Source organism: Pseudovibrio axinellae, assembly GCF_900110875.1.
Lineage (GTDB): Bacteria > Pseudomonadota > Alphaproteobacteria > Rhizobiales > Stappiaceae > Pseudovibrio > Pseudovibrio axinellae.
Map to the genome: position 1 here is coordinate 1 of NZ_FOFM01000004.1, position 25,202 is coordinate 25,202.

Here is a 25,202-nt window from a genome sequence, read left to right on the forward strand (position 1 = left end):
GGGAGCTATCTTTGAAGTGCTCTAACAAGCGTCGAGCAGGATGAGACCGACTGCAGCTCAAACAGCACCGGAGTAACTGGGCAGGGGGATAGATTAGAGTGGTGGACGAAGCGAAAATAGATACCCCCCCGATCTGCAGAATTGCGCAGCAGCAGCCGTCAGGACGTTATCCCCGGTTGTGGGGCGCAAGTCGACATTCGGGTGCTACGATCTTGGGGGTGAAGCAACCACTACCGGTTCTGGAGTACCTTAATGCGCAGCTGCTCGCGGGCCTTTGAGACCATTTGGCTTGAACATAAACGTGGTTTGCTTTGCGCTTAAGAGGCATTAATCACGATGTGAGCTTTCGCAGTGGTAAGCATAGCGTGATTGTCAGTTACCAACCATCAGCGCGTAGCTCATGAACAACTGAGCCGGGACGGCTAAGGCCTTTCCTTGGGTTGCAGCAATGTCAAGAGCTCGATTTGAAACAAAGAACTGGGCCTTGTGGCTAGCTTGCTACGGTGGCACGGACACCTAAGATTTTCCTAGATGAGCATGGGGTCGAATCTGGAGCCAATACTGTATTTTGCCCGCAATCCTTTGGAAAATGTTATGAAGATCAATCTGTTGAACGCCGAGACATTACGAGGCACATTACCACGCCTTATTTGCAGCCATGATGAAATTCAGGTGGCAGTGGCTTGGGGATACAATGGAGAGCTCGCCAAGCTCTTGATGGAGCACAGCGCGAAATTCCGGTCTGTGATTATTGGTTTAAATGGCTTTGCGACCTGCCCCGATCTGGTGGACCGCCTGATTGACACTCCAAATGCCTGGGTTGCCAAGGCGACCACAGGCATTTTCCATCCAAAGATCTATTTATTTCGAAGCGGAAGCAGAACTGAAGCAATTGTTGGAAGTGCCAATTTTACGTCGGGGGGTCTCCAGCGAAATTATGAGGCCTGTCTTCACATTGAGGGTTCAGGTAAGGAAGATATTTTCGAGCAGCTTCAAAAAGAGCTTTGCTGCTACGACACATTAAAGCAGCGCGTTACATCAACGCTATCGGACAGCTACCGACGACAGCACGCGGCAGCGCGTCGAAGGCAGGGTACGCGCGACCCCATTCTGCCCAACGATGATAAGAGTGATAAGGGGCTTGTCTCAACGTTGGCTAGGATGGGTTGGGCGGAGTTTGCTTTAGAAGTGAAACGTGATCACTATCATAGTTTTAAGGGCCGCTTAGAACTATTGAGTGAAATTCAGTCCCTTTTTTCAGGCGTGGATAAATTTTCGGATCTGCCCGTGTCAGTTTGGAAGGGGATTGCTGGCACACTTGGCAGGGGCAACGAGGATACTTCTGTTCCTGGTAACCATGATTGGGCTTGGTTCGGGTCCATGGGGGGCAACGGCGACTTTGCTAGTCTGATCTTGAAACAAGATCCCAAACTTGGTGCGGCACTGGACTGTATTCCTCGGGAAGACCCGGTATCTTTTGAGAATTACAATAATTATTGCGAGAGTTTCCATAGGGCGTTTGTGGAGGCAGGAAGTCACCATGTTGGCAACGTTGCAACGGCGACGCGACTTCTTGCCATGAAGCGTCCGGATATGTTCGTGTGTGTGAACGGGAAGAACAAAGCTGGGTTAGCAAAGGCCCTAAATTTTGCACCGAGCACACTTTCGATTGACAACTATTGGGAGCGAGTAATCGTCCCGATCCAGTCATCACCTTGGTACAATGCGCCGCGGCCTAAAACAGAAGACAGTGAGTTGTGGGACTATCGTGTCGCTATGCTTGATGCAATTTATTACGATGATGATGCCTGAGGGGCCGTACCCGACATTCGTACGTTTCCCTCAGGAGGTGAAAAAGCAGTTTTGAAGGATAGCATGCCAGCGCCCTTTGTAGGTGTTTGCGTAAAAGCACTGGGCATTAGGTCAATGCAGGCCACCGCCGCGCAATTGCTATTAGGCGCCAATGGTTTAGCTTGTAACGTCCTCGTGGGTTTGCGATAATTTGGCTCTGTTTTAATATCATTTTGTGAAAGAAGTCGCATGAATGCTTATACTGATCGTCTCTTAAAGCTTATCGTTATGAGCGATATTCATCTACTTCCCGAGGGTGAGGTGAAACGAGGACTGGATACAGGCCCACGGTTTGAGGCAGCCCTTGATAGTGTGCAGGCCCTGCATATGGATGCAGACCTGTGTGTTTTCGCAGGTGATATCACTGAGAAGTCAGATGTACAGGCGTACGAGCGATTTGACCACATGCGCTCACGGATTGAACTGCCTCAGCGCGTCCTCATGGGAAATCATGATGACCGGAATATATATCTAACATGTGCCAGTGAGCCTATGCTCGACGAAAATGGATTTATTGAAGGCTTTGAGGATATCAAAGGGCACCGTATCTTAATGCTCGACAGCTCCGAACCAGGAATGACACGTGGCGGTTTATGCAGAAAACGCCTTACATGGGTGGCAGACCGCCTGGCTGAGGCGAAAGCTGCAGGCCTTAAAGTGATTATCTTGTTACATCACAACCCTTGTGCACTGCAAATGCCAGTGGATACCTATCGGTTAGCAGAGCCAGATAAATTGCTTGCGGTGCTGCATCGGAGCGATGCAGATATTATCCAGATTGTTGCCGGTCATTGCCATATCACTACGGCAGGCAGTTGGGGCGGTTATCCTTGTGCTACGATTTCTGGCAATCAGCACAGGGTTGAGCCTTTTCTACGCGGGCGTAGTGGTCAGCAAGCTTGTTATGAAGGGCCCGCGCAATACGCAGTAATTCAGTCTGATGGCACGAACTGTGCGGTGCACTATCAAAACTATGTCGATCACAGCACAGTAATGAACCCCGAACTTTTTCCAGGAAAAATGAAACAGGAATTCGAGAGTTTGGATTATTGAACTCTTGAGCCCAATGACATTTGGCAAAACAAGAGCGCGATCTACGCGATTGGCCAATCTTCCCCGCAGTCTTTCTGATCATGCGGCAAAATCTGACTGGTGCAAATTTGGTTGTCTGTTGACGACGGTTTTAACCTATTTGGTCTGCTTAAGGGTAACCGTTAAGCAACGGCAGAGCGTTAACTGAAGACAAGACAAAGCCAACCAAGCTGAGGCGTTGAGGGAGAAGGTGCTTCTGACCAGTTTTAATTGAGGATGGGCACCTCACGCACTAGATCTGTAGGCTTGCCGTTATCCGGTCGATGGTGATTTGGTTCTGGTGTGGTGGGGTTTGCAATATGGCCCGAGATAAGGCCAGGAAATACCGCGCATCAGAGACCACAGCTTACTTTTTGTGATGAGGAGCCCTTGATGAAAGTACTTGGGAGTACGGAGGCGCTGGCGACTTATAAAGCAAATCCCTATTCTGGCTGGCCCAATAGGGACGAGCTGGACGATCGGCTCGCTCACTTTACACTTCCTGCAGTTAAGCCGAAGTTCAAGTTAGAAGCGCATGACAGAGTGTTTACGATTGGCTCCTGCTTTGCCAGAAACATTGAAAATGCACTTGTAGAAACTGGGCGTACCATAGCTGGTCGTGATTTGTGGCTTAACTCAGGTTTGGTTGATCGCAATAACCCTTCGTCTATTTTGAACAATTTTGCTGTTTCATCAATTGAAAATGAGTTGGATTGGGCATTTGGTGAGGCGCGTTTCAATGTTGAGGAGCATTGCTATCAATACGCTAATGGAAAGTGGCAGGACTTGCACATTCCCCAGGCCATTAAGGCTTCCAGATTAGACCTGTTAGAGCAGCGGCGGGACTTAATTCACAAAACGTATCGGCTGCTTGAAAGCAGTAGCTTTATAATCATCACCCTTGGTCTTGTCGAAGCTTGGTTTGATAAAAAAGCACAGAAATATCTAAACTTAACGCCTCCAAAGGAAGCCATTCGCCAGCACCCGAAAAGGTTTGAGCTGCATGTTCAATCTGTCGATTTTATTCGGCAAACGCTTTTCCGCATCGTGAGCAAATTGAAGGCCATTTGTCCTGAGGGGCATAAAATTTTAATAACAGTATCCCCCATCCCCTTAACAGCTAGTTTTACAGACAGGGATGTGATTGTCGCGAATGCATACAGTAAAGCTGCTTTGCGGGTTGCCGCAGAAGAACTGTACCAAGAACATACGCATATTGACTATTTTCCCTCGTTTGAGAGTATAACGCACACAGACAGGTCTGTAGCTTATTTAAATGATCAGGTTCACGTCAACACGGACCTCATCGGCGCAAATGTGCGTCATATGATGTCGCTATATAGTGAGGCGGTAAACCTGGAAACGTTTGAACAGCTTCGACAGGCACTGCATGCGTTACCCCCACAAGAACGCCTGGTTCAGCTAGGTAAGTTCCTAGTGAAGAACCCAGATCACACAGGGGCTATTTTGACTTGCGTTGAAGTTGCAACGACAAACAGAAAGCTTATGCGCCTTGCTGAAAAGTATATTGCTAAGCTGCCAGCCAAGTTGAATCTGCGAGAAGCAATATCTCTTTCTAACTCCTATCTTCGTTTAAATACTCCTGAACGGGTTATTGAACTCTTGAGTTCGATAACATTTGGCAAAAACAAGAGCGCAATTTATGCGATCGGCCGTGCTTTTAACCAGACAGGCCAGTTCTCTAAAGCAGTGGATGTGCTGGAGCGTAGCCCACATAGCGGTGCGGGGCCTCGCGCTCTCATCGCTATGGAGTTGGCCAAAGCATTGAGGCATTTGGGCCGTAATAAGGAAGCGCGCGAACAAATGGAAATTGCTAAGGAGCTCCGCCCTGCTGACAAGAAAGTTAAAGCTGCTGAGCAAGAGTTATTCGGCTTCTTTGCCAAAACCTCTCGGTTTTATGAAAAAGCGGTCATGCGGCCTAAGGCGAAATCGTGATCATGGTTGACCCCATCGCAGGCTTGCAACAGGGCCAGCTTAGCTGCTTTCTACGGGCTCCAGATCGGCGCGTGTGAAAACTGGATAAACAGGCAGTTCAGGTACGCCTTTGATTGCAGGAGAGCCTTCTCCTCGCCAAATTGCGCAAATGACGGCGAGAACGTCAGCACCTTCTTGCGTTGCAAGTTGATGGGCGTGTGTTACAGCACCGCCGGTAGAGATAACATCCTCAATGAAGGTTAGTTTTCTTTCAGAAACGTTTTGCCCTTCAACGGCCCGGCAGGTGCCATAGGATTTGGCCTCTTTTCGAATGAATGCCGCTGGCAGACCTGTCTGCAAGGATATTGCAGTGGCAAGCGGAATGCCTCCAAGTTCTAGGCCAGCGATGATTTGTGTTTCGGGTGGGATCAGATCGCTCATTGCCTGTGCCAGCGGTTGCAGCAGGTGGGGCAGGCCTTCAAAACGATATTTGTCGAAATAGCGCTGTGATATCTGCCCAGAGCGTAATACAAACTCGCCTTCAAGCGCTGCGACTTGTGAAATGTTTCGCGCAAGATCTGGCAATGACAATATAGACGGGTCAGACATCCGTTTTAACCTCCAAATATAATCGCTCATATATTAGAGGGCCTGCATCTTGCTCGCAAGGTTTTGCCCTGCATGCCCGGTGCTGCGTGATTGGCTATAAGGTCTAAGTGCCTAGTCCTTTTCATAGAGCGAGAGGGTTACGGACTGAACCAGGTGATCGGAATTTCCTTTGGGGTCCAGGCTTTGGAACTGGCTGACGGTCACATTGTTTCGGATTAGAAGCCAATCGGTGCGCCATAGTTTGGGCAGCTGTCCGCCCACGCGCCATGTGGCTGGGTAAAGGGCCTTGCTGAACGAGGCAGCGTCCGTCGTTATGTTGAGAAGGCTGCGGTTATCTCCCATCGCGGGGCTGGTGTTGAAATCTCCTGCGATCACCAATGGCAGATCATTTCTCGCAACATCTTGCGTGATATGGTGAAATTCGTCTTTGCGGACGAAGTAGCGTGTCCTGATTTCATCGTAAAATTCCGAACTTAACCATTGTTTTTCAAGGAGGATCTGGATCGGCATGTACACATTGTAGGTTGATAAGATCTGGTCTCCAACTTGCACGTTGACCTTAAGTGCATAAGGGGGCGGCGGTAGGCGAAGGCTATATTGGTTTTTGGGGTTTACGACGGTGTGATCAACGACTGGCAAGCGGGTCAGCGTTAATAATGTTCCTGCGGTGATGGCTTGGTATTCGGGGAACTTTTCGGCAACATCTGATAGATCTGTCAGGGGGATGGCTTGGTTGCCCTTCGGCCTCATGTGTTCCTGCAAAAGATAGATATCGGCATCAAGCGAGCGTAGAAAGTTGAGCATTGCATGTTTGTTGCGTGGGTCGGTCAAGCTGCCTTCTCGCTGCTGGGCCCAAAAGTCGGTGTTCATTTGTACGACATGCACTTGTGCGCTTATTTTTGAAGGGGGCGAATGTTGGGTAAAGGCTGCAAAGTTTATGCCGGTCGACGGCATTGAAATAACGAACGCCGTTATAGAGAAGGCCACTACCCATAAACGAAACCGCTTCATCAAAAGCGTGGCCAATATTAAAATAATAGGCGCAGCAGCAAAAACGATAGGAGGCATCATTTCTGGTAGGACCCAGAACCAAATTTGCCCTGTCAGGGTCTCGTGTACAGTTGCGTAAACGAGCCAGACCGTTGCCAAAACTAAAATGATCTTTGACATCTATTGGTTTCTCATGGCTTTACCTGAACCCAAAGCTATGGATCTGTCATGGTGTGTTTCTGCTTGATGTTTTTAAGCCCGAACTATTGGTTTTGTGTGCCAAGGGGAGCTGCAAGTTAGTGTAAATGCGGTGCTTTGCTGCGTGCCAATTAACCATGGGTGGTGGTGCCATTTGCACCGTTTCACCAAAGGTGAGTTTCTCTTCTGCGATGTAAACGAGGTACCTCTTAGTTGCAGTAGCTATCAGTCGCTTGGTGGTGTTGTAATACTAGGCAGAGCGAGCGGTGGTCTGTGGTCGCATCCGATTTCAATCGGTGGGGTTCGGGGGCTTATGTCATGGCAAGCGTAAGGAGGTAAAGATGGTTCAATATCGACAAGCTAAAATTTCCGATGCGACGGCGATCTCTACTTTAATCTTAGAGACTCAGAACCAGTTTTCGATGGAGAAATTTTCTTCAGAGGGAGAGCGTTTCTTAGCAGAACTTTGTTCAGCCGAGGCAATCGAGCGTTACCTAGAGAGTGGCTATACTTATTTTGTTGCAGAGGACGGGGCAGCAATCATTGGCGTCATCGGTGTAAGACATGGCCGTCACATTGAGCATAACTTTGTGCGCGGTGACTATCATCGGCAGGGAATATCATCTCAACTATGGGAGCTGGCCAGAGAGAGTTGCCGACAGCAGGGTAATGTTGGCGAATTTGAACTCCAAGCCTCAACGTTTGCCATTCCTATCTATGAGCGCTGGGGGTTCGTTAAGGAAGGTGAAAAGCAAGACATTGGAGGGATAATATTTACACCCATGCGGCTCAAGATTGCATTGGCAGATTGAAACGCTGAGCAGGTGTGCGTCCTTATAGGGCAAACAAGGTGAGTGAACGGAGTTTTATGGGCAGGGCGCCATTTACTGCATCACTTGCTTGATAACCCCTTCTGCAACCGGGCCCCAAGTTTTTGATCCATCATTTTTTTGGAAGAGACCGTGACCGTCTTCACCGTTGGGAGGAAGAATGATCAGTTCCTGTTCCGCCTCGCTTTTTGATGCGTATGCGTTGAAAAAGAAACGGGTGAGTTTCGGGCCCAAAAACTGGTCGTTCTCAGCATAAATTCAGAGAGTTGGTATTTTATTGGTAGAGCCAAGTTTTTGGAAAAGTTCCTGCATCTGATCGGTAGGGCAAGACAGCTGGTTAGGGTTGATGGTCCCCGTTCCTGGCGCGAATGTGATTACACCTTAGGACCTGTGGTTTTGGCAGGATGTGCCGATATACTGGCTTGGTTGCATATGTAATAAAAACCCGTTTCGCCCACATATGTTGCCCCCTACATTTCAGTATGAGGTCACAAGCCGTCTTTAGTCTGCGATTCATGTTTCTGTCATACTACTTTCCCACTCGCTTCTCTGAGTACCTTTGGTTTCAAATTTGCGTCCGATCCCCCAGGTTTGACAGCTATCGTTGCCCCAAAAACAGTAAGCAAAAAGGGCCATCAAGAGGGTGAGTGAGAGACGTTACGTTTTTTACTATCACCAGTGATGGTGAGCGCGTCCCGCCAGGATGCGAAAATGGCAGCGTGTAGCAATTTTGCTAGCAGTTAGAAACCTCTAAGCGTGGGCCTTGTGACGACAGTGGTCCAGCTCATCAAGGAGATAACACATGCCGCTGAAATCAGCATCACGACTTGCAACGCTATGGTTGATCCTTGCGTTTCCACTTCTCAGTATCGGCGCTGCCCGCGCTGAAACCAGCACTGACCCAAGTACCCAACCAACAGTTTTCAAAGAGTGTCCGGTGTCACAGGGTGCCCCCAACACTTTTGCTCTGTGTGCGACCGCCAAATGCTGGACCGTCGATACCGTGGCCTATTGCAAATGCGATGTGATGAAGGAACCGAGCATTTCTCTGCCGTTTCATTATAAAGAAGATGGAGAGGAAAAGGACGTTTGTGATCTGCTGAAAGCAGGCATTGATAATGGTTTCACGGTAAGCACGTATGCCACACCGCGCCAGATGGAAACCGACTATGATCCCGACGCAGAGAGCCTGGGATCTCCCATGGCGACCTATAGCTGCCCCAACAGCGAAGATACGCCCGCCGGCTACTCTGCCCAATGTGATGGTGGCTTCTGTTTTAACAGCACTCAGGGGAAGAAATTCCCGGGTATTGGAGCGGTTAAGGAAGATGAGATCATCTGTTCCTGTCCCGCAGTACCCAGTCCCTCTGCAGGCTTTCAGATAGCAGGACCTTGGTTATGTGCGCCGGGCGAGCGCAATTCTGATGGGACGTGCTGCGATAAGTCGTTCCATGATAAGCTTTGTTCGGTCAAAACTGTCAATTCCACTGGTACTGAGCTTATGGTTGGCGCACCTTTAGGAGTAGCCAAGCTGCTTTCGAAAAAACTGGATGGTAAGGCTCCAAGCATCAACCGCTGTGTATTTAAATAAACCACAGCGCATCAGGCAGGAATATATACGATCCAGAGCAAGTCTGGCTCTGGAATGAAGACATCTCAACCTGCCGATAATTGGCAGGTTGAGATTTAAACCGTCCAAACATCACCCGCATTTATCACGCTCCAGGCAATACACTTCCTTCTGCATGCACCAGAAATTTAAGCTTGATCAACTTTTAGTGGAACTGTGTTTCAGTTTGTGCATGAGCGTTTTGTGTTTGCTACAACGTTAGGCTGGTAGAGCGTGTGTGGTGAGGGGGTGGTCTTTGCCGGTGTTTGGAAAAGATTTTGCCTTGCTTTGAGGCGGAGATGTTATAGTGGGGACCTGGTTTAATTATATGAGCGAAAGCTGATGCCTCAATTTGATAGTCTGTTTCCGCTTCAAAAGGGGCGGGTGCATGAAGCGTGTGGTGCTTCGGCCCATTCGTTTGCAGCTATGGCATGTGGCCAGGCTGGAGGCAAAATCTTGTGGCTGCAAGCGGGCTGGCAAGCTGAGCAGGTGAACCCTAGTGGCCTTGCCCAGTTTATGGATCCCAAATGCCTTTTGCTGGCGCGCCCTGATGACCAGAAGAGCTTGCTGGCTTGTGCTGAAGACGGGCTGCGATCTGGTGCCCTTAGTTTTGTTGTGGTTGAGAGTTTACAGCCTTTGGACCTGACGGCAGGGCGGCGCTTGCAACTGGCTGCAGAAGAAGGCCAAAGCACTGGTATTATGTTGATACCGGACGGGATGGGCAGCAATGCAACACAGACCCGCTGGTGCTGCTCCCCTATGTTTCATGGTGTCGATGAACAGGAGAAAAACTTGACTCTTCAGCTGTGGGAGTTAATTAAGAACAAAAGAGGAACATTGTGTAGTTGGGAAGTGTGCTGGGATGCAAAGGCGCATCGTGTCATTGTGGTTTCCGAGGTTGGCGAGTGACCGCATTTTGCGCGCTCAGCCGACAGAGGCTCCTTTTGCGGTTACGCATCATGAGAAGAACAGTGAACGTCTTTATTGCGTGAACAGCTTTGCCAGGCAGCAAGGCCTTGTGGAGGGCATGGGGCTTTGTGATGCCAAAGTGCTGTGCCCGGAACTGCGCACACAGGCTGCGGACTTGCTTGCAGACCAGCGGTTTTTGCAAATGCTTTTGCGCTGGTCCAACCGATACTGCCCATGGGTTGGAGCTGATGGAGCAGATGGTTTGATGCTGGATGTGACTGGTTCGACCCATTTGTTTGGCGGCGAAGCAGAGATGCTCTTTGACCTTCATGAGCGTTTGGCACAATTTGGTTTGACCGTGTTCTCCGGGTTGGCAGCGACAAAAGGGGCGGCATGGGCCGTGTCGCATTATAGCAAGGGCGTTGTTGCTGAGGGTGGTTTGAAAGCTGCTCTTAGTTCGATGCCTGTGCAAGCCCTGCGGCTGGATGAAGCGACCTGTATTACGCTACAGCGCCTTGGCTTGCGCAGTATTGGGGATGTGCTGGCAACACCGCGCGCAACGCTTGGCAGACGCTTTGGGCTCGAGCTGCTTCGACATGTGGATCAGGCCTTTGGTGACCAGGCTGAGCAGATCAACCCGCAGGCTCCAGAGGTCTACTATGCAGTGCGGCTGACATTTCCTGACCCTATTGGCTTTTTTGATGATGTGATGGCAGGGCTTAAGCGTTTGCTAGAGCACCTATGCCTGAAGCTTAAAAAGCACGAGCAGGGGATGCGCAGTTTACGTTTGACATGCCAAAGGGTTGATCAGGTCAGTGCGCAGGCTGAATTGCGACTGGCCCGCCCAATGCACGATAGTGCGCGTATCCTGCCGCTTTTTGAGCGCAGCGTGGGGGAGATTGATGCCGGATATGGTATCGACCAGTTGCGGCTGGAAGCGTTTGACTTAGAGCCACTGCCTTTGCAACAGGTTGAGGTGAGCACAACGCCAAAACCATCAGGTGATGCACTTAATGATCTCATTACCCGTTTGGGCAGCCGGATTGGGTTGGACAAAATTGTTCGCTTTTTGCCAGCAGACAGCCATGTGCCTGAACGTAGTTTTGTTGTTGCGCCTGCTGCGTACTGTGAGGCTGAAGGTGAGTGGAGAGAGGGGCTTGTGCGCCCTTTGCGGTTGTTTGCGCCAGAGCCTGTGCTGGGCAAGGATAAAATGCCACCCAAAACGTTTTGCTGGAGAGGAATGCGGCTTGCTCTTGGGCGAGCCACTGGCCCTGAGCGAATTGCACCAGAGTGGTGGTTGGATGATCCAAACTGGCGTTCTGGCCTAAGAGATTACTGGCGGGTGGAGACCCGGCAGGGGCGGCGTTTGTGGATGTTTTTTACGCCGCAAAGCCCGGCCTGGTTTGTGCAAGGAGAGTTTGCATGAGCTACGCCGAATTGTGTGTGACCTCTAATTTTACATTTTTGACAGGAGCTTCGCACCCTGAAGAGCTGGTTATGCGTGCTGCAACCTTTGGCCTGCAGGCGATTGCAATTACGGACCGCAACTCGCTGGCAGGTGTGGTGCGTGCGTATGCTGCGTTAAAAGAGCTGAAATATAAACGAGACAAAGCGCTGCCTATTCGCTCCAGTACCCGTCTTGACCCAAGCAGTAGACAACCCGTTCATGAAGGTAATGAAGAGGAGATCAGCGCACCGGTGCTTGTTTTGCCACGGTTGCTAGTTGGGTGCAGGCTGGTCTTTGAAGACAGCCCCGTCCACTGGGTCGCCCTTGCGCAAGACCGTCCTGCTTATGCACGCTTGTCCCGCTTGCTGACACAGGGCAAGCGGCGCACGGAGAAAGGCCAGTGCCAGCTGTTTTTTAATGACCTTCTTGAAAGTGCCAGTGGTATCGTGCTGATCGCTTTGCCTCAGAGTGATTTGGCAGGTGAGGAGGTTGCAGACCATATCAGCCAGGCGTCCAAGGCTTATCCCGGACATGTTTTTTTGGGAGCTGCGCCCAGGTATGATGGTCAGGATCAGGCCTATTTTGAACGCTGTTCCAAGCTGGCCTTGAGGCTTGCAACCCCGATGGTAGCAGTGGGCGATGTGCTTATGCACCATGGCAAGCGAAGGCAGCTGGCTGATGTGCTGACCTGCATCCGGGAGGGCGTTACCATCGACCAAATTGGACGCCGGGCTTTGCCCAATGCTGAGCGACGATTGAAAGCCCCCTTAGAGATGGCGCGGCTTTTCCGGGACTACCCTGCTGCGATCAAACGGACCATGGAAATCGCCAATCGCTGCATGTTTTGCTTGAGTGAACTTTCCTATGAATACCCGGAGGAAGGGCGCGGCACGGAAACAGCTCAAGACAGACTGAAACGATTGACCCATGAAGGGGTACAGCGACGCTACCCTAGTGGGGAGAGCGAACGTGTGCGGCTGCTGGTTGAAAAAGAGCTTGCTCTGGTAGCAAAGCTTGGTTTTGCCGCTTATTTCCTCACAGTCTATGACATTGTCATGTTCGCCCGTTCTCAAAACATTTTGTGTCAGGGGCGCGGGTCTGCGGCGAACTCGATCATTTGCTATGCGCTTGGTATTACAGATGTTGCTCCTGAAACGATTTCGATGGTGTTTGAGCGTTTTGTCTCAGAACATCGCGGCGAGCCGCCAGATATTGACGTGGATTTTGAGCATGAACGGCGCGAAGAAGTAATTCAGCACATCTATGAGAAGTATGGCAGGCACCGGGCTGGCTTATGCGCGACGGTTATTCATTTCCGCTCCCGCGCTGCTATTGGTGAAGTTGGTAAGGTCATGGGGCTTTCGCAGGACCTGCTGGCGAACCTTTCCGGCTCTATGTGGGGCTCGTCCAACACTGGTGTTCAAGAGACGAGGCTGAAGGAACTTGGGCTGGATGGCAATGAACGCCGCCTTGCTCAGACCATCCATTTGATTCAGGAGATTATCGGCTTCCCGCGCCACCTTTCTCAACATGTGGGCGGTTTTATTATCACCAAGGGGCGGCTGGATGAACTGTGCCCTATTGAGAATGCGGCGATGGAAGACCGGACTACGATTGAATGGGACAAGGATGATATCGACACGCTTGGTATTTTGAAAGTGGATGTGCTCAGCCTTGGCATGTTGACCTGTATTCGCAAGTGCTTTGCTATGATTGCAGAAAAGAACGGGCCACAGCTGACTATCGATTCCGTACCGCAAGATGATGAAGCCACCTATGACATGCTTTGTAAGGCAGATGCGCTGGGGGTGTTTCAGGTTGAAAGCCGCGCACAGATGAACTTTTTGCCACGCATGCGGCCACGCGTTTTTTATGACTTGGTGATTGAGGTGGCAATTGTTCGCCCTGGTCCTATTCAGGGGGGGATGGTGCACCCCTATATCAAACGGCGTCAGGGTAAGGAGCGGGTCGATTTTCCTTCTGCTGAGCTGGAAGGGGTGTTGGGCAAAACGCTTGGTGTGCCGCTCTTTCAGGAACAGGCGATGCGTATTGCTGAAGTTGCAGCTGGTTTTACGCCAGAAGAAGCTGACCGGTTACGACGTTCGCTGGCGACGTTTAAGCGTATGGGGACGATCAGCTCATTTAAGAGCCGCTTTATCAATGGAATGTTGTCACGTGGATATACTCTGGACTTTGCCGAGCGGTGCTTCGCGCAGATTGAAGGGTTTGGCAACTACGGCTTTCCCGAGAGCCATGCGGCGGCTTTTGCCATGTTGGCTTATGTTTCTGCTTATCTGAAATGCCATCATCCAGCAGCTTTTGCTTGTGCTTTGCTCAACTCACAGCCCATGGGGTTTTATGCGCCTGCGCAAATTGTGAGGGATGTGCGCGAGCATGATGTGGAGGTACGCCCGATCTGTGTGAACCGCAGCCACTGGGATAATACGCTAGAACGGCGCAGTGATGGAGAACTTGCCATTCAGCTTGGTTTTCGCCAGATCAAGGGCTTCAAGGAGGAGGATGCTCTTTGGATTATTGCTGCGCGTGGAAATGGCTATCCTGACCCACAAAGCATCTGGCAACGTGCCAGTATCATGCCTGCTGTTTTGGAGAGGCTGGCAGAAGCGGATGCTTTTACAAGTATGGGGCTTAACCGGCGGGATGCACTGTGGCAGGTGAAAGCCATTAAAGGGACGCAGCCGCTGCCGTTGTTTAATGATCCCATTGATGGTGAAGTTATTCCAGAGCCGCAGGTGAGCTTGCCGAGTATGCATTTAGGGGAAGAGCTGGTTGAGGATTATCTTTCCACCCGGCTTTCCTTACGGGCGCATCCAATGGAGTTGTTGCGCCCTGATATTGGCGGGCTTACTGCACATGCGCAGCTGAGTACTGCGCCGCTGAAGCGGACCAGTGTTTGCGGTGTTGTGATCACCCGGCAGCGGCCTGGCACTGCTTCTGGGGTTATTTTTCTGACGCTGGAAGATGAAACCGGGGTTTGCAATGTGGTGGTCTGGCCGAAGATTTATAAAAAATTTCGCCGGACAGTGATTTCCGGGCGGCTGCTTTATGTGTGTGGGTATTTGCAGCGAGAAGGGGTGGTGGTTCACTTGATTGCACAGGAGATCAAGGATTACTCGCAGAAGCTGTCTGCGTTGGGTCATCCGCTTGATGAGGTGATTGGTGAGACTTTACCAGCTGCTGATGATGCTCCGCGCCGTCCTGCTTTGCCTCGCGCTGTAACGCGGGCACGTCACCCACGCGAGCAAGCAAAGAAACTCTTCCCAAGCCGTGATTTTCACTAGTTGGGATTGGCAAGGCACCTTGGGCTGCGCGCCACCTTTGTGGCGGTGCTGAATGTGGCATTCAGTGTAATGCTATTGAAGGAGAAGGGGGGCTGGCGGTGCGTCTGGTGTTTCACTACTCGACGCCGTTCCAGTTAGCACAAGGACGGAGACTGTGGTTCCTACCCGCAGTTGTACGTCCTTCGGCATTTCCATGATTTTCACACGCACTGGGATACGCTGGGCCAAGCGGATCCACTCAAAGGTGGGGCTGATATTGGGAAGCAGATCAGAGCCTGTGCTTCCATCTGATTGAGAAATACCCCAGCCGATGCTCTCCACTTGCCCAAGAACGACTTCGTGTGGGTACGCCATGAGCGTCATAACCACTTTATCGCCGATCTTGATCCGCCGGATTTTGGTTTCTGGAAAGTAGGCGTCGATCCAGAAACTGGAGGAATCCACCAGCGCAAGGGCGGGCTCGTTTTCAACGGTCTGGCTGCCTAAACGCAGATTTAAGTTTGTGACGAAGCCTGTCACAGGGGCAGCGACCTGCGTGAAGGCAAGGTTTAGTTCGGCTGTACGCAAGGCTGCTCGTGCAGAGCGTAACTGGGCGTTTTCCTCTCCCTTTGCTCCAAGAGTTGCCACGACCTGAGCAAGAGAGGCCTGAGCTTCTACAAGAGCGGCTTTTGACTGCGCCAGACCGGCTTCTGCCTGCTCGGCACTTGCCAGAGCGACAATGTAACTCTTTTCGATTTGATCGAAGGTGCGCTGTGTGACGAAGCCGTCTTTCAATAGCTTTCTGTTTCTTTCCAGATTTGCCTTGATGTTCCTGAGTGTTGCAAGGGAGGAGCGCACCTCTGAATTGGCTTGTTCAACGCTGGAGCGGTACTGGGAGACATTAGCCACCGCTGCTTCTCGTTCTTTTTCAAGGGCGTTGAGTTGATCAATTGTCTGATCAAGATCAGCCTTTTTTTGGGTGTAGGTGGCTTTAAATGTTCGGGGGTCTATTTGAAAGAGCAGTTGCCCGGCAGACACCGCCTGGTTGTCGAGGATTGGCAGGTCTACAATCGGACCGGAAACACGGGTGGCGATCTGAATGACGTTGGCGCGTACCTGACCATCGCGTGTCCATGGGTTTTGTAAGTACGCGTAGAACTTGAAAACAAAGGCCAAAATAGCCAGACCGATAATCGTGCCCGTAATCGCCAGTTTATAGCTACGTTTTAGTGCTTTCATATCGGGATGATCCAGTTTCCAAGTAAAGTCGTGTAGATGACGGCTAAAGCTATGAAGACGCCGGGTGGGTACACAAGAAACCTTGAAAGCCGGTACCTGTTTAATAAGCGCGATGTGAGCCAGCTGAGGAACAGGCCTAAAAACGAAGCAATCAAGAGGGGCGGGAAATAAACGCTACCTATGGCCCATTCACTTGGGTATCCACTCATTGATCCATGCTCCTTTAGAAACGAGCTTCCTTTAAGTAAGACCAGTCGACTTTTTGAGATTGCTCTTCATAGTTCTCTAATGCCTGATAAACACTGCGAATGCCTCCAAGAATGCGATAGATATTTAACCGTTCTTCTAACTCTATGCCGTCTTTGCTCTGCTCATCCAAGACCGTTGAAATTGTGTCTTCCATTTCAGGTAGCTTGATCTGGCATTGCCTGACAGCTGCCCTTAACGTTTCGCCGGAAGGCTCTTGAACCAGACTCTCAAAGTCATTCATGAGCTGGGTGTTCCAGCCGCTAATATTGTGTCTCAACGCTTCATAAAACGGGGCGTTTTCTGCGTCTTTAAACTCCCCCATTAGCACTGAAAGGCGAATGGAAAGAGCTTGAAGCACAACGATCGTCTTGATCAGCTCGTGTTTTTCAATTGTTGGAGAAATCCCAGGCATCCAAGCTCGCATTATATGCGGAATGCTTTCAATTTCGTTGATGTGATGGCGCCTTAGATAGCGCTGGATTGCGGAGCGTTGGGGTGTGGAGCTGCTGTTCTGGTCTGCCAGTAAATAACCGGCACTGGTGAAAAACCGGCGCAGCAAGCTGAGATATTGAATCTCCGGGCGAAGCTTGAATGTGAATGTGGAAACGCAGGTGAAAATCCCCATAATCAAAAGGAAAACGAGCAGCTGATTAACTGCAAAACTAAAGCTGTACGATTGGTTGTTGCTTATGCCGGTTGTCATCACAAAGTTGGCGAGGCCGAACATTCTTGCCAGACCTGCTTCGGGTGAATGAAAGAGATAAGCAATGGAAAATACCGCAATGAAAATGAGGGTGCCGAGAGCCCAGAAACTGTGTAAATGCGGCATAATCAGAAGGTAGATACAAGCTGCGAAAATGGTTGATATGACCCCAATAGCTAACAGGGAACTTGGTTTAACATAGGGGTTTGTTGATAAGGAAACACTGTAGACTCCTGCCAGAATGAGGAGAACAGAGCTGTTTGGAAGATTGGGTGCAAAAATGTACGCAATATAGGCAATCCAAAGACAAAGGAATGCGCGGAATGCTCCTTTCAATGCGCCAGTATTGATAATGTGTTTTGGCGTTGGTTTTTCGATTTTGAGTTGTGGTTCAAGATTCTGACGAAAGCCGAATATCACGGCATAAATTTCGTGGAGCTCATAAGTGATGCGCTCTATATTGATCAGCTGTCTGACGTATAGCGATAAGGTCGCTTTTTCCAGGTGACTAAGGCCTGTTGTATCGATTTCGTTTGGCTGAAAGCCCCGGAAAGGGCTTTTGTATTTCACGCGTTTGCCAGAGGACATTCTGGCGATGTTGGTTAGGCGCTCAATGATCTCTTCCTGATACTGTTTAAACCAGGGCAGGCGTGTTTCGACTTCGAGTAGATTTACCTCATTGATGTTTTGGCGCCATGCTTCGATTGTGCGTTCATATTTAATCCAGAGTTGAGCGGAGTCTTTCCAAAGCTCGTGAACCTCCCAAATTTCATAGCTTTCAACCTGGGCTATGTTGGCAAGCTCATCCAGCCTTGCCTGTAATGCGGCCAGGTTGCCTTGTTGTTTGAGGTAGTTTTTCGGGTTGCTGGAAAATTCGTCTCTCAAGGTTTCTTGAAATAAGTTAAGAGCAGCGTTGCTCAGCTGGCTTGCGGTATTATAAAGCGCTCGCGCCGAGGTTTGGGGCCAAAGGACAGCAGAGACGACGCTGTACGTGATCACGCCAAGAGCGGTCTCCTCGATCCTTAGCATTGCGGTGTAAAATGCTGGCTCAGTGCTTGATGCTGAATCAACGGCAACAATTATTGTTACGAATGCGGCGACATTCCAAAAGTAGGAATTGCGGGTTGTGCTTTTCATATAGGTGCAAAAAAGCACATAGCTGGATAACACAACCATAAACATCCAGCGTTGCTGCGGATAAAGGGAGAGGATTAAAAGGGCTGCTACAGCAGCAAGCAGCGTGCCGCCAAGGCGTTGTGCGCCTTTGTTAAATGACTGTCCTGAGGTTTCTAAGGAGATAAACGCGACAGCCAGTCCAGCCCAATAAGGACGATCCCACCCCATAGAAAGAGCAATTGCATAGGCAATCACCATTGCAAGGGCGACTTTGATTGCATCCTTTGCTCGGGTGCTTAACAGCATATCCTTATTCACCAAGGTCCCAGCCAGGCCAGAGGAGTGTCGGCGTCAGAATAAGGTGAAGACATGTTGGAGAGGTTTTTGTTTTGCCTTCAATTTGCGCGGTTGTTTTATCACCTTTGCGGGTGGCTGGCAGGGTTGAGTGTAGCCAGAGGTTTTTGTGATGTGAGCCAGTTTTCAAAGAGTGTGATTGCTGGAGTGACAGGTTTTGTTTTGATGCGTGTAAGCCAGTATTTACCTGTCACAATCTCCATTGGAAATGGCCTGCAGAGGTGGCCTAAAGACAGTTTACGCGTGAACATATCGTAGGGCAGGAGAGCAACGCCGTGGCCTGCTTCTACCATCTCTGCCATGGCTATGGAGGAGTCAAAAACAGGGCCTGTAATCTTGGGGCATGCGGTGGCTGCTTGTTGAAACCAAAGTTCCCATTCATCTGCACGATATGATCTTAAGAGGGTTTGGTTGACCAAATCTGCCGGGGTTTTGAGGCTATCTTTGATCTGTGGTGAGCATAGCGGGGTCAGTGGTGTCGTGAGCAATGCGGTTGCATGAAGTGCAGGCCATAGACCTTCGCCAAAACGGATCGCCAGATCGAGACCTTCCTTGGCGATGTCTACGCGGTTGTTGTTGGTAAATAGGCGCAGGTTCACACTGGGGTGCTGTTTACGAAAATCGGGCAGGCGCTCCAATAAGTAGCCGGTGGCAAAGGTGGTGACGACGCCGACGTTTAACGTTTCCTGATAACGGCCATCCAGCAGCCGGTCGAGCATACTTCCTATGTTGTCAAAGCCCTGAGTGAGAACGGGGTGCAGTGCTGCGCCTTCATCGGTTAGCATAAGCCCCTTGGGGGTGCGGGTGAAAAGCGTTACGCCCAGAAATTCTTCCAGAGCAATAAGCTGGTGGCTGACGGCAGCCTGTGTCACGCATAGCTCAATGGCGGCGCGTGTGAAACTGCCTTGTCTTGCTGCAACTTCGAATGCGCGCAATGCGTTGAGGGGGAGTTTTGGTCGGTCCATTGCTATTAGTTTTTCTAATATCTAATTCGAGAAAAAGTCGTTTGTGGCTCTTTAAAAAAGTGGTTACTCCTAAAAGCATACAGGATTAACCTGTATCAATCACTAGAAGACTTCAAAGATAACGGGCGAAATTGCGCTGTGTATGCTTTGCGCTGCGCTAATGAGCAACTGTGTTTATCGCATGAAATTTTTTTGTGGTTTCCGAGATCATTCATCCTAAGGATTTTGAGTATGTTCCGTTTTTTTGAAGGGGTTGGCGCTTCTGTGAAAGGACTTGCCTGTTGCTTTGCTTTTGCCGTGAGTATGCCAGTGGTTGCGCAAGCAGGGCAGCTTTTGGAGACGGTGGCAAAGTTGGAAGCGGATGTGGGGGGACGTATTGGCGTGGTTGTACGCCACACTGGGTCGGACTGGTCCATTGAGCATCGTCCAAACGAGCGCTTTCCCATGGCCAGTACGTTTAAAGCACTTTTGTGCGGTGGTGTTTTGGCCCGCGTTGATCAGGGGCAAGAGAACCTTGAGAACGTCGCGCGTTACACTGCTGATGAACTGGTGAGGTATTCACCTGTTACTGAAAAGCATGTTGCAACTGGTATGAGTGTTGGGGACCTATGCGAAGCCACTATTACAGTGAGTGATAATAGCGCTGCGAACTTTTTGCTGAAGCGTTTGGGGGGGCCTGAGGGCTTTACGCGATTTATGCGTGGCATTGGAGATGAAGACACCCGGCTTGATCGCTGGGAGGTTGAAATGAGCGAGTCCAAGCCCGGGGACCTGCGCGATACAACAACACCTGAAGCGATTTCGAAGAGCCTGGGTAAGCTGTTGTTTGGAGATATCTTGCAACCCCATTCACGTGAACTGCTGACACACTGGATGATCAACAACAAGGTTGCTGATGCGCTAATGCGCAAGCATTTGCCAACCGGGTGGCGTATTGCGGACCGGTCAGGCATGGGGCATTACGGCACTCGTGGGAATATTGCAGCTTTATGGACTGAAACAGGAGAGGTCTATCTGGCTGCGATCTACATGACGGGAAGTGATGCCGATGTTAAAACCCGAAATGCGACGATTGCAGAAGTTGGGCAAGCTATATTTGTAGAGATCAAACAGCGCTAATTCATCCAGCAGAGTTTTGGTCAAAAGGGGCAGGTGTGTGCCCCTTTTTTTCGTCATTGCTTCGGGCCTTCGGGGGTGATCATCCAGTTGGACAGTGTTTTGTCCATATGTTTCATGCGATGGCGCAAAAGCTCGCGGGTCAGCCGAGCAAGGGTTGCGGCAAACTCGGGTTTGTTTGCAAGGTTTTCCATTTCACCTTTGCCCTGTCTATCAAACAGCATGGGGGGGAGGTCTGCTGCAAATTCTACCAGTGTAAAGCGATCATCTCGCAGGATGCTCAGGCATGAGTCTTCCAGTTTTGTTTCCAGCCTCTGCTGCCAAAGGGTAGGTTTCAACGGATCAGCGAAATCCAGTTCTGACATGGAGACTTTGCGCCAATTCTCAGGCGTTTCTCCCTTCAAGAACGGAAGAAGGGACTTCCCATCGACCGAACCTGGAACGTCTTGTCCAACCCAGTCCAAAATGGTGGGAAGGATATCGATGGATTCCGTGTCCTGTGAGATTTGCGTCCCGTTTTCACCCTCTGGTATGCGGATCATGAGTGGTGTGTGGTAGGCCGCATCATAGACGGTCATTTTCCCCCATGAGTGGTGATCTCCAAGCATCTCTCCGTGATCTGCTGTTATGACCAGCATCGTGTTGTCGTATTGCCCGCTTTCTTTTAGAAACTCGATTACACGCCCCACATGGTGGTCGACTTCAGTGGCCAGTCCCAGATAGATGGATCTCAGCGTGCGGATGTTTTCATCTGACGGCTCCAGATTGCTAAAGCCTTCAACAAAGTTTGCCGCACTGGTATTTTGCATTGTTGGCGCGAAAAATGGGTGCTGCGCGGCTTCATCCTCAGGACGCTCAAGCCTTTCTGGCAGCGGCATGCTCTCTGGGTCATACATGGTGTTGTATGGCGCTGGAGCGACAAGGGGCGGGTGTGGTCGTATGTATGTCAGGTGCGCAAACCAGCTTTGCTGGTGATAGGCAGGCATGGCGTTTAAAAATGAATCTGTCAGGAAGGCGGTATCGCTGTCCTGTGCTGAATAAAGGGCAGGGTCATTCAGACGCGGGGGTTTTCCATCTGACGAAACGGGTTTGTATACATCCCAGTATTTTTCGAAGTTATACCCGCGGTTCATGAGGTAAGATTGCCAGGGAAGTGACGTTTCCTGGCGCATCTCCATCATCTCATGGAAGCCCGGCAGGGGGTGCTCATAGGTTCTCACGGCAGGGTCGCTGGGGTGGAATTTGCGAGGATCTTGAGAGGTGTCGGTATAACCAAACAACATTGGCAAATAGCCAGCCTTGCGCATCTCGGTAGCAACGTTTGGTATATCATGGCGTAAAGGGGTGCCATTGCGCACAGAACGGTGGTTCATCGCATATTGCCCTGTCAGAATTGAAGCTCTGGAGGGGCCACATGGGTTGGTCACAGAGAAGTGGCGGGTAAAACTAACGCTTTCTTGCATAAAGGCGCGCAGGTTTGGCAAGTTTACGTGATTGGCAAGTTCACCGAAGACACAGTCGGCGCGCAACTGGTCGATAATGATGAAAAGAACATTGCGTTTGTTCTGCATACTTTCGATCCCTCTAAGCCACTGTTGTGGCAGTCCTTCCCACACGTGTAACCTTGCAATGTGAAAACGAGATGTGTCATTAGCTTTTTGCCAGCAAACAATCCACAATTCTACGCAAATTCAAACCTATTTGATTATCTTTGTTGAAAAATGGAGGTAATTGTGGGCTAAGTTGGGAAGTTGAGCTTTCTTGACTGAATTTGTGAGGAACGGATGTCTCATACCCACCGTGAACTGGAACTACTTGAAGCTCTTAAGCGGCTTGGGGGCTCTGCGCGAAATGCAGACCTAGCACATGCGCTTGATGTGTCTGAGGAAACTGTTCGGCGAACTGTTAAGGCGCTGTCCATTACGTCGGATGTTGAACGTGTGCGCGGGGGAGCGTATCTGGCTGGAACTCAAAGTGAGCCCAGCTTCTTTCGCAGGATCTCTTTGCGCTCGGACGAGAAGCGTTTGATCGCGTCTGTTGTTGCAGATGTGGTTGAAGATGGAATGACAATCTATCTGGATGTGGGCTCTACAACCGCTTATGTGGCCGAAGAACTGCGGCAACACAAAAACCTGACTGTGGTCACGAACTCAATTGGTGTGGCGCAAACGCTGGTTCATATAAATAATAACAAAGTGCATCTTCTCGGGGGGGAGATGCAGGGAAATGAACGGGGTACTTTTGGGCATGTGACAACGCGCCAGGTGCAGCGGTTTGTTATTGATATGGCGGTCCTCAGCCTTGATGGCGTCTCGCAATCGCGAGGGTTCTTGTATCAAAACAGTGTTGAGGCCGATCTTTCCTGCGCAATCGCGGAATTGGCTGATCAGGTCTTGATCGCCTTTGACCATGGCAAGCTGGGAGAAAATGCGCCGTATGTGGGACCCGATCCGCGCCGTGTCTCCTATGTTGTGACAGATCGTGCCCCTGAAGAGCCTTTTGCAACCTCCTTCGCGAACTGGGGAATTGAGAGCCTCGTTGCTTCTGAAAATGCGTGACTACTAACGAAAAGTGTTGGTGAGTTTCATGCCAATGAGATCGTTTGGCTAGCTCCTAATGCCCCAACACAACCTCTTTAAAAATAAACAAGAACTCGTCGGAATCTGGGTGTCTCCAAGTGCCGCTGGTCACAAGGGACTTGGTTGTACAAGCTGTTCAATACGCGCGCGTGCGCCGGAAATCCGCATTACATTTGGTTTGATTGATGAGCTTTACCATCATTGTGATTATTCTCTCTGCGGCGCTGTTGCATGCGATTTGGAATGCGATTGTTAAGTCTGCGGCTGACCGTACGCTCACTCTGGGCCTTGTGGCCCTTGGGCATGTGATCCCGGGCGCAGTCATGGTTGTGTTGTTACCGTTGCCAGATGTGGCAAGCCTTGGGTATGTCGCCTGTTCCACGGTCATTCACTTTGCTTATTATTACATGCTTGGTCAGGCTTATCGGCATGGTGACTTAAGTGTTGTGTACCCCATTGCACGCGGTATTGTGCCGGCGCTTGTCTCTTTGTGGGCGATGCTCTTTATTGGCGAAGTTTTGCCATTTTGGGCATGGATCGGCATTGGGTTGATTGCATTTGGCATACAGATGTCCAGCTGGTCGGCGTTACGCCAAGGTGTTGGTCGGGCTGCACTTGGGTTTGCTGTTGCGACCGGCGTTTGTATTTCGGCTTACTCGCTGGTTGATGGCGTTGGAGTGCGGTTGTCGGGTAACACGTTGAGCTACTGGGCGTGGGGCGCTTTCCTTCACATCTTCATCGCTGCATTTGTTGGGCTTAGGCGGCGCTCAGCTCTTTCGACTTTGTCGAGGCGCACTTGGATTCTAGGGTTGAGTGGCGGCCTGGTTTCGATGACCGCTTATGGTTTGGTTCTTTATGCAAAAAACTTTGCGCCACTGGGAGCCGTGTCAGCGCTTCGAGAAACCTCGGTGATTTTTGCTGCCTTGATCGGATTTGTCTTCTTGGGAGAAGGTAACTGGATCCGCCGAATGCTTGCTGCCGTGCTGATGGTTGCCGGAGTGAGCCTGATCGGCCTAAGTTTGTAAGCATTGACCGGTTGCGCCTGCTGCTGGGCCGTAAATTGGATGTGTTCTCGTTCTTAATATGAATATGCAAGGTTGGTTGAGAGGCGATAAGAACATTGATGGGACTGCTTGCAGGGGGCGAGCCGTTCGGCTTGGGGGTGAGCGGTTTCATAAGGGCCTTTGTGGGTAAAGATTAAGCCGGGGAAGGGAGAGGCATGATCGACAAGCTGGAGATGTTTATCGCGTTGGCGCATGAGAGGCACTTTGGGAAAGCTGCTGAGGAGTGCGGCGTGACCCAGCCAACGCTTTCGGCAAATATCAAGCAGCTCGAAAAGCAACTCGGCGTTTTGTTGGTTCTGCGCGGATCCCGCTTTCAGGGCATTACACCTGAGGGGGAGCGCGTGCTGGAATGGGCGCGCAAACTTGTTGCTGATACACGGACCATGAAACAGGAGCTAAAGGCCGTTCGTAAGGGGCAGACTGGCACTTTGCGTATCGCATCTATTCCTACAGCCCTAACCTATGTGCCTGAACTCACCAGATGCTTCAGTGAGGATAACCCTGGAATTTCATATAGGGTGCTTTCTCGGCCTTCCTCTGAAATTCTGACACAGCTGGAAAATCTGGAAATTGATATCGGGCTGACCTATCTGGATAATGAGCCTTTGGGTCGGGTCTTGAGAATCCCGCTCTACAAAGAACGCTATTGTTTCGTTGTTGTGGAAGGTGGGCCTTTGTCTGGTGCGAAGCAGGTCTCACTGCAAGATGTTAGTGAGGTTCCCTTGTGTCTGTTGACCACAGATATGCAATGTCGCCGGATCGTGGATCGTATTTTTGATGAGCTTGATGTGATTGCCAAACCGGTGTTGCAATCAGATTCCATTATGTGCCTTCTCGCTCATGTGGGTACCGGCCGATGGGGAACAGTGATTCCGCAGGGAATCGCTGAGACCATTGCATCTGATCGATTTGAAATTATTCCAATTTCAGATTCTTATGCGAGCGTCATGGTTGGGTTGATCGCAACGCAGCGTGAGCCGCGCGCTCCTCTTTTGGATGCGTTTTTGCGATGTGTTGCGCAAGACATTAAAGATTGCGCGGTTCCGTTGTCTGCTTCACGATAGAAATGTGCAATCGCTCAACGGAT

19 protein-coding genes are annotated in these 25,202 nt (G+C 50.5%); 12 read left to right on the top strand and 7 right to left on the bottom strand.

What is annotated here, in order from left to right; translation table 11 throughout:
* The first annotated feature begins 594 nt into the window (after positions 1-594).
* From BMZ51_RS10310 to BMZ51_RS10320, 3 genes are all read left to right on the top strand, one after another.
* On the top strand, positions 595-1,812 hold the full coding sequence (locus BMZ51_RS10310; protein WP_161941264.1) for a phospholipase D family protein: 1,218 nt from the start codon (positions 595-597) through the stop codon (positions 1,810-1,812).
* 228 nt (positions 1,813-2,040) lie between these two features.
* Positions 2,041-2,904, top strand: a complete 864-nt coding sequence (locus tag BMZ51_RS10315; protein WP_068011293.1) for a metallophosphoesterase — start codon at positions 2,041-2,043, stop codon at positions 2,902-2,904.
* A gap of 411 nt (positions 2,905-3,315) precedes the next feature.
* A complete protein-coding gene (locus tag BMZ51_RS10320; protein ID WP_068011292.1) occupies positions 3,316-4,878 on the top strand; it encodes a GSCFA domain-containing protein in 1,563 nt (520 codons plus the stop codon).
* 39 nt (positions 4,879-4,917) lie between these two features.
* Here the strand turns inward: BMZ51_RS10320 and pyrE are convergent, their stop codons facing one another.
* Both pyrE and BMZ51_RS10330 read right to left on the bottom strand, forming a co-directional pair.
* A complete protein-coding gene (gene pyrE / locus BMZ51_RS10325; protein ID WP_068011291.1) occupies positions 4,918-5,466 on the bottom strand; it encodes an orotate phosphoribosyltransferase in 549 nt (182 codons plus the stop codon).
* A 111-nt stretch (positions 5,467-5,577) separates the two neighbouring features.
* Entirely contained in the window at positions 5,578-6,537 is a 960-nt protein-coding gene (locus BMZ51_RS10330) for an endonuclease/exonuclease/phosphatase family protein (RefSeq protein ID WP_161941263.1), read from the bottom strand.
* Between the two features lie 458 nt (positions 6,538-6,995).
* Here BMZ51_RS10330 and BMZ51_RS10335 point away from each other — a divergent pair, with 458 nt between their 5' ends.
* The 5 genes from BMZ51_RS10335 to BMZ51_RS10360 all read left to right on the top strand — a co-directional run bounded on the left by BMZ51_RS10335 (position 6,996) and on the right by BMZ51_RS10360 (position 14,751).
* Entirely contained in the window at positions 6,996-7,466 is a 471-nt protein-coding gene (locus BMZ51_RS10335; protein WP_068011288.1) for a GNAT family N-acetyltransferase, read from the top strand.
* A gap of 820 nt (positions 7,467-8,286) precedes the next feature.
* Entirely contained in the window at positions 8,287-9,075 is a 789-nt protein-coding gene (locus BMZ51_RS10345; protein ID WP_068011281.1) for a hypothetical protein, read from the top strand.
* 360 nt (positions 9,076-9,435) lie between these two features.
* Positions 9,436-10,002 carry an ImuA family protein gene (locus tag BMZ51_RS10350; RefSeq protein WP_068011279.1) on the top strand — a complete coding sequence of 189 codons (567 nt, stop codon included), beginning with the start codon at positions 9,436-9,438 and terminating at the stop codon, positions 10,000-10,002.
* Positions 9,956-11,428: a Y-family DNA polymerase gene (locus tag BMZ51_RS10355; protein WP_068011277.1), complete on the top strand. Its 1,473-nt coding sequence runs from the start codon at positions 9,956-9,958 to the stop codon at positions 11,426-11,428. Before BMZ51_RS10350 ends, BMZ51_RS10355 begins: the two co-directional genes overlap by 47 nt.
* On the top strand, positions 11,425-14,751 hold the full coding sequence (locus BMZ51_RS10360; protein ID WP_082825771.1) for an error-prone DNA polymerase: 3,327 nt from the start codon (positions 11,425-11,427) through the stop codon (positions 14,749-14,751). The genes BMZ51_RS10355 and BMZ51_RS10360 overlap by 4 nt, the downstream gene beginning before the upstream one ends.
* Before the next feature lie 72 nt (positions 14,752-14,823).
* On the opposite strand, the gene BMZ51_RS10365 is transcribed toward BMZ51_RS10360, so the two are convergent.
* From BMZ51_RS10365 to BMZ51_RS10380, 4 genes are all read right to left on the bottom strand, one after another.
* A complete protein-coding gene (locus BMZ51_RS10365; protein WP_068011273.1) occupies positions 14,824-15,969 on the bottom strand; it encodes an HlyD family secretion protein in 1,146 nt (381 codons plus the stop codon).
* Positions 15,966-16,178 (bottom strand): DUF1656 domain-containing protein, encoded by a 213-nt coding sequence (locus BMZ51_RS10370; protein WP_074882030.1) that lies wholly within the window; start codon positions 16,176-16,178, stop codon positions 15,966-15,968. Before BMZ51_RS10370 ends, BMZ51_RS10365 begins: the two co-directional genes overlap by 4 nt.
* A 14-nt stretch (positions 16,179-16,192) precedes the next feature.
* Complete coding sequence (locus tag BMZ51_RS10375; protein ID WP_068011271.1) at positions 16,193-18,343, bottom strand: FUSC family protein; 2,151 nt, start codon at positions 18,341-18,343, stop codon at positions 16,193-16,195.
* 110 nt (positions 18,344-18,453) lie between these two features.
* Entirely contained in the window at positions 18,454-19,356 is a 903-nt protein-coding gene (locus BMZ51_RS10380; RefSeq protein ID WP_068011269.1) for a LysR family transcriptional regulator, read from the bottom strand.
* 231 nt (positions 19,357-19,587) lie between these two features.
* On the opposite strand from BMZ51_RS10380, the gene bla reads away from it, so the two are divergent.
* A complete protein-coding gene (gene bla / locus BMZ51_RS10385; protein ID WP_068011268.1) occupies positions 19,588-20,475 on the top strand; it encodes a class A beta-lactamase in 888 nt (295 codons plus the stop codon).
* A gap of 53 nt (positions 20,476-20,528) precedes the next feature.
* On the opposite strand, the gene BMZ51_RS10390 is transcribed toward bla, so the two are convergent.
* A complete protein-coding gene (locus BMZ51_RS10390) occupies positions 20,529-22,043 on the bottom strand; it encodes an alkaline phosphatase family protein (RefSeq protein ID WP_068011266.1) in 1,515 nt (504 codons plus the stop codon).
* A gap of 213 nt (positions 22,044-22,256) precedes the next feature.
* Here BMZ51_RS10390 and BMZ51_RS10395 point away from each other — a divergent pair, with 213 nt between their 5' ends.
* From BMZ51_RS10395 to BMZ51_RS10405, 3 genes are all read left to right on the top strand, one after another.
* Complete coding sequence (locus tag BMZ51_RS10395) at positions 22,257-23,030, top strand: DeoR/GlpR family DNA-binding transcription regulator (protein ID WP_068011264.1); 774 nt, start codon at positions 22,257-22,259, stop codon at positions 23,028-23,030.
* Between the two features lie 206 nt (positions 23,031-23,236).
* The gene (locus tag BMZ51_RS10400; protein WP_068011263.1) at positions 23,237-24,076 is read left to right on the top strand and encodes an EamA family transporter; all 840 of its coding nucleotides are present in this window, start codon (positions 23,237-23,239) and stop codon (positions 24,074-24,076) included.
* A 194-nt stretch (positions 24,077-24,270) separates the two neighbouring features.
* Complete coding sequence (locus BMZ51_RS10405; RefSeq protein ID WP_068011262.1) at positions 24,271-25,179, top strand: LysR family transcriptional regulator; 909 nt, start codon at positions 24,271-24,273, stop codon at positions 25,177-25,179.
* The last annotated feature ends 23 nt before the right edge of the window (positions 25,180-25,202 follow it).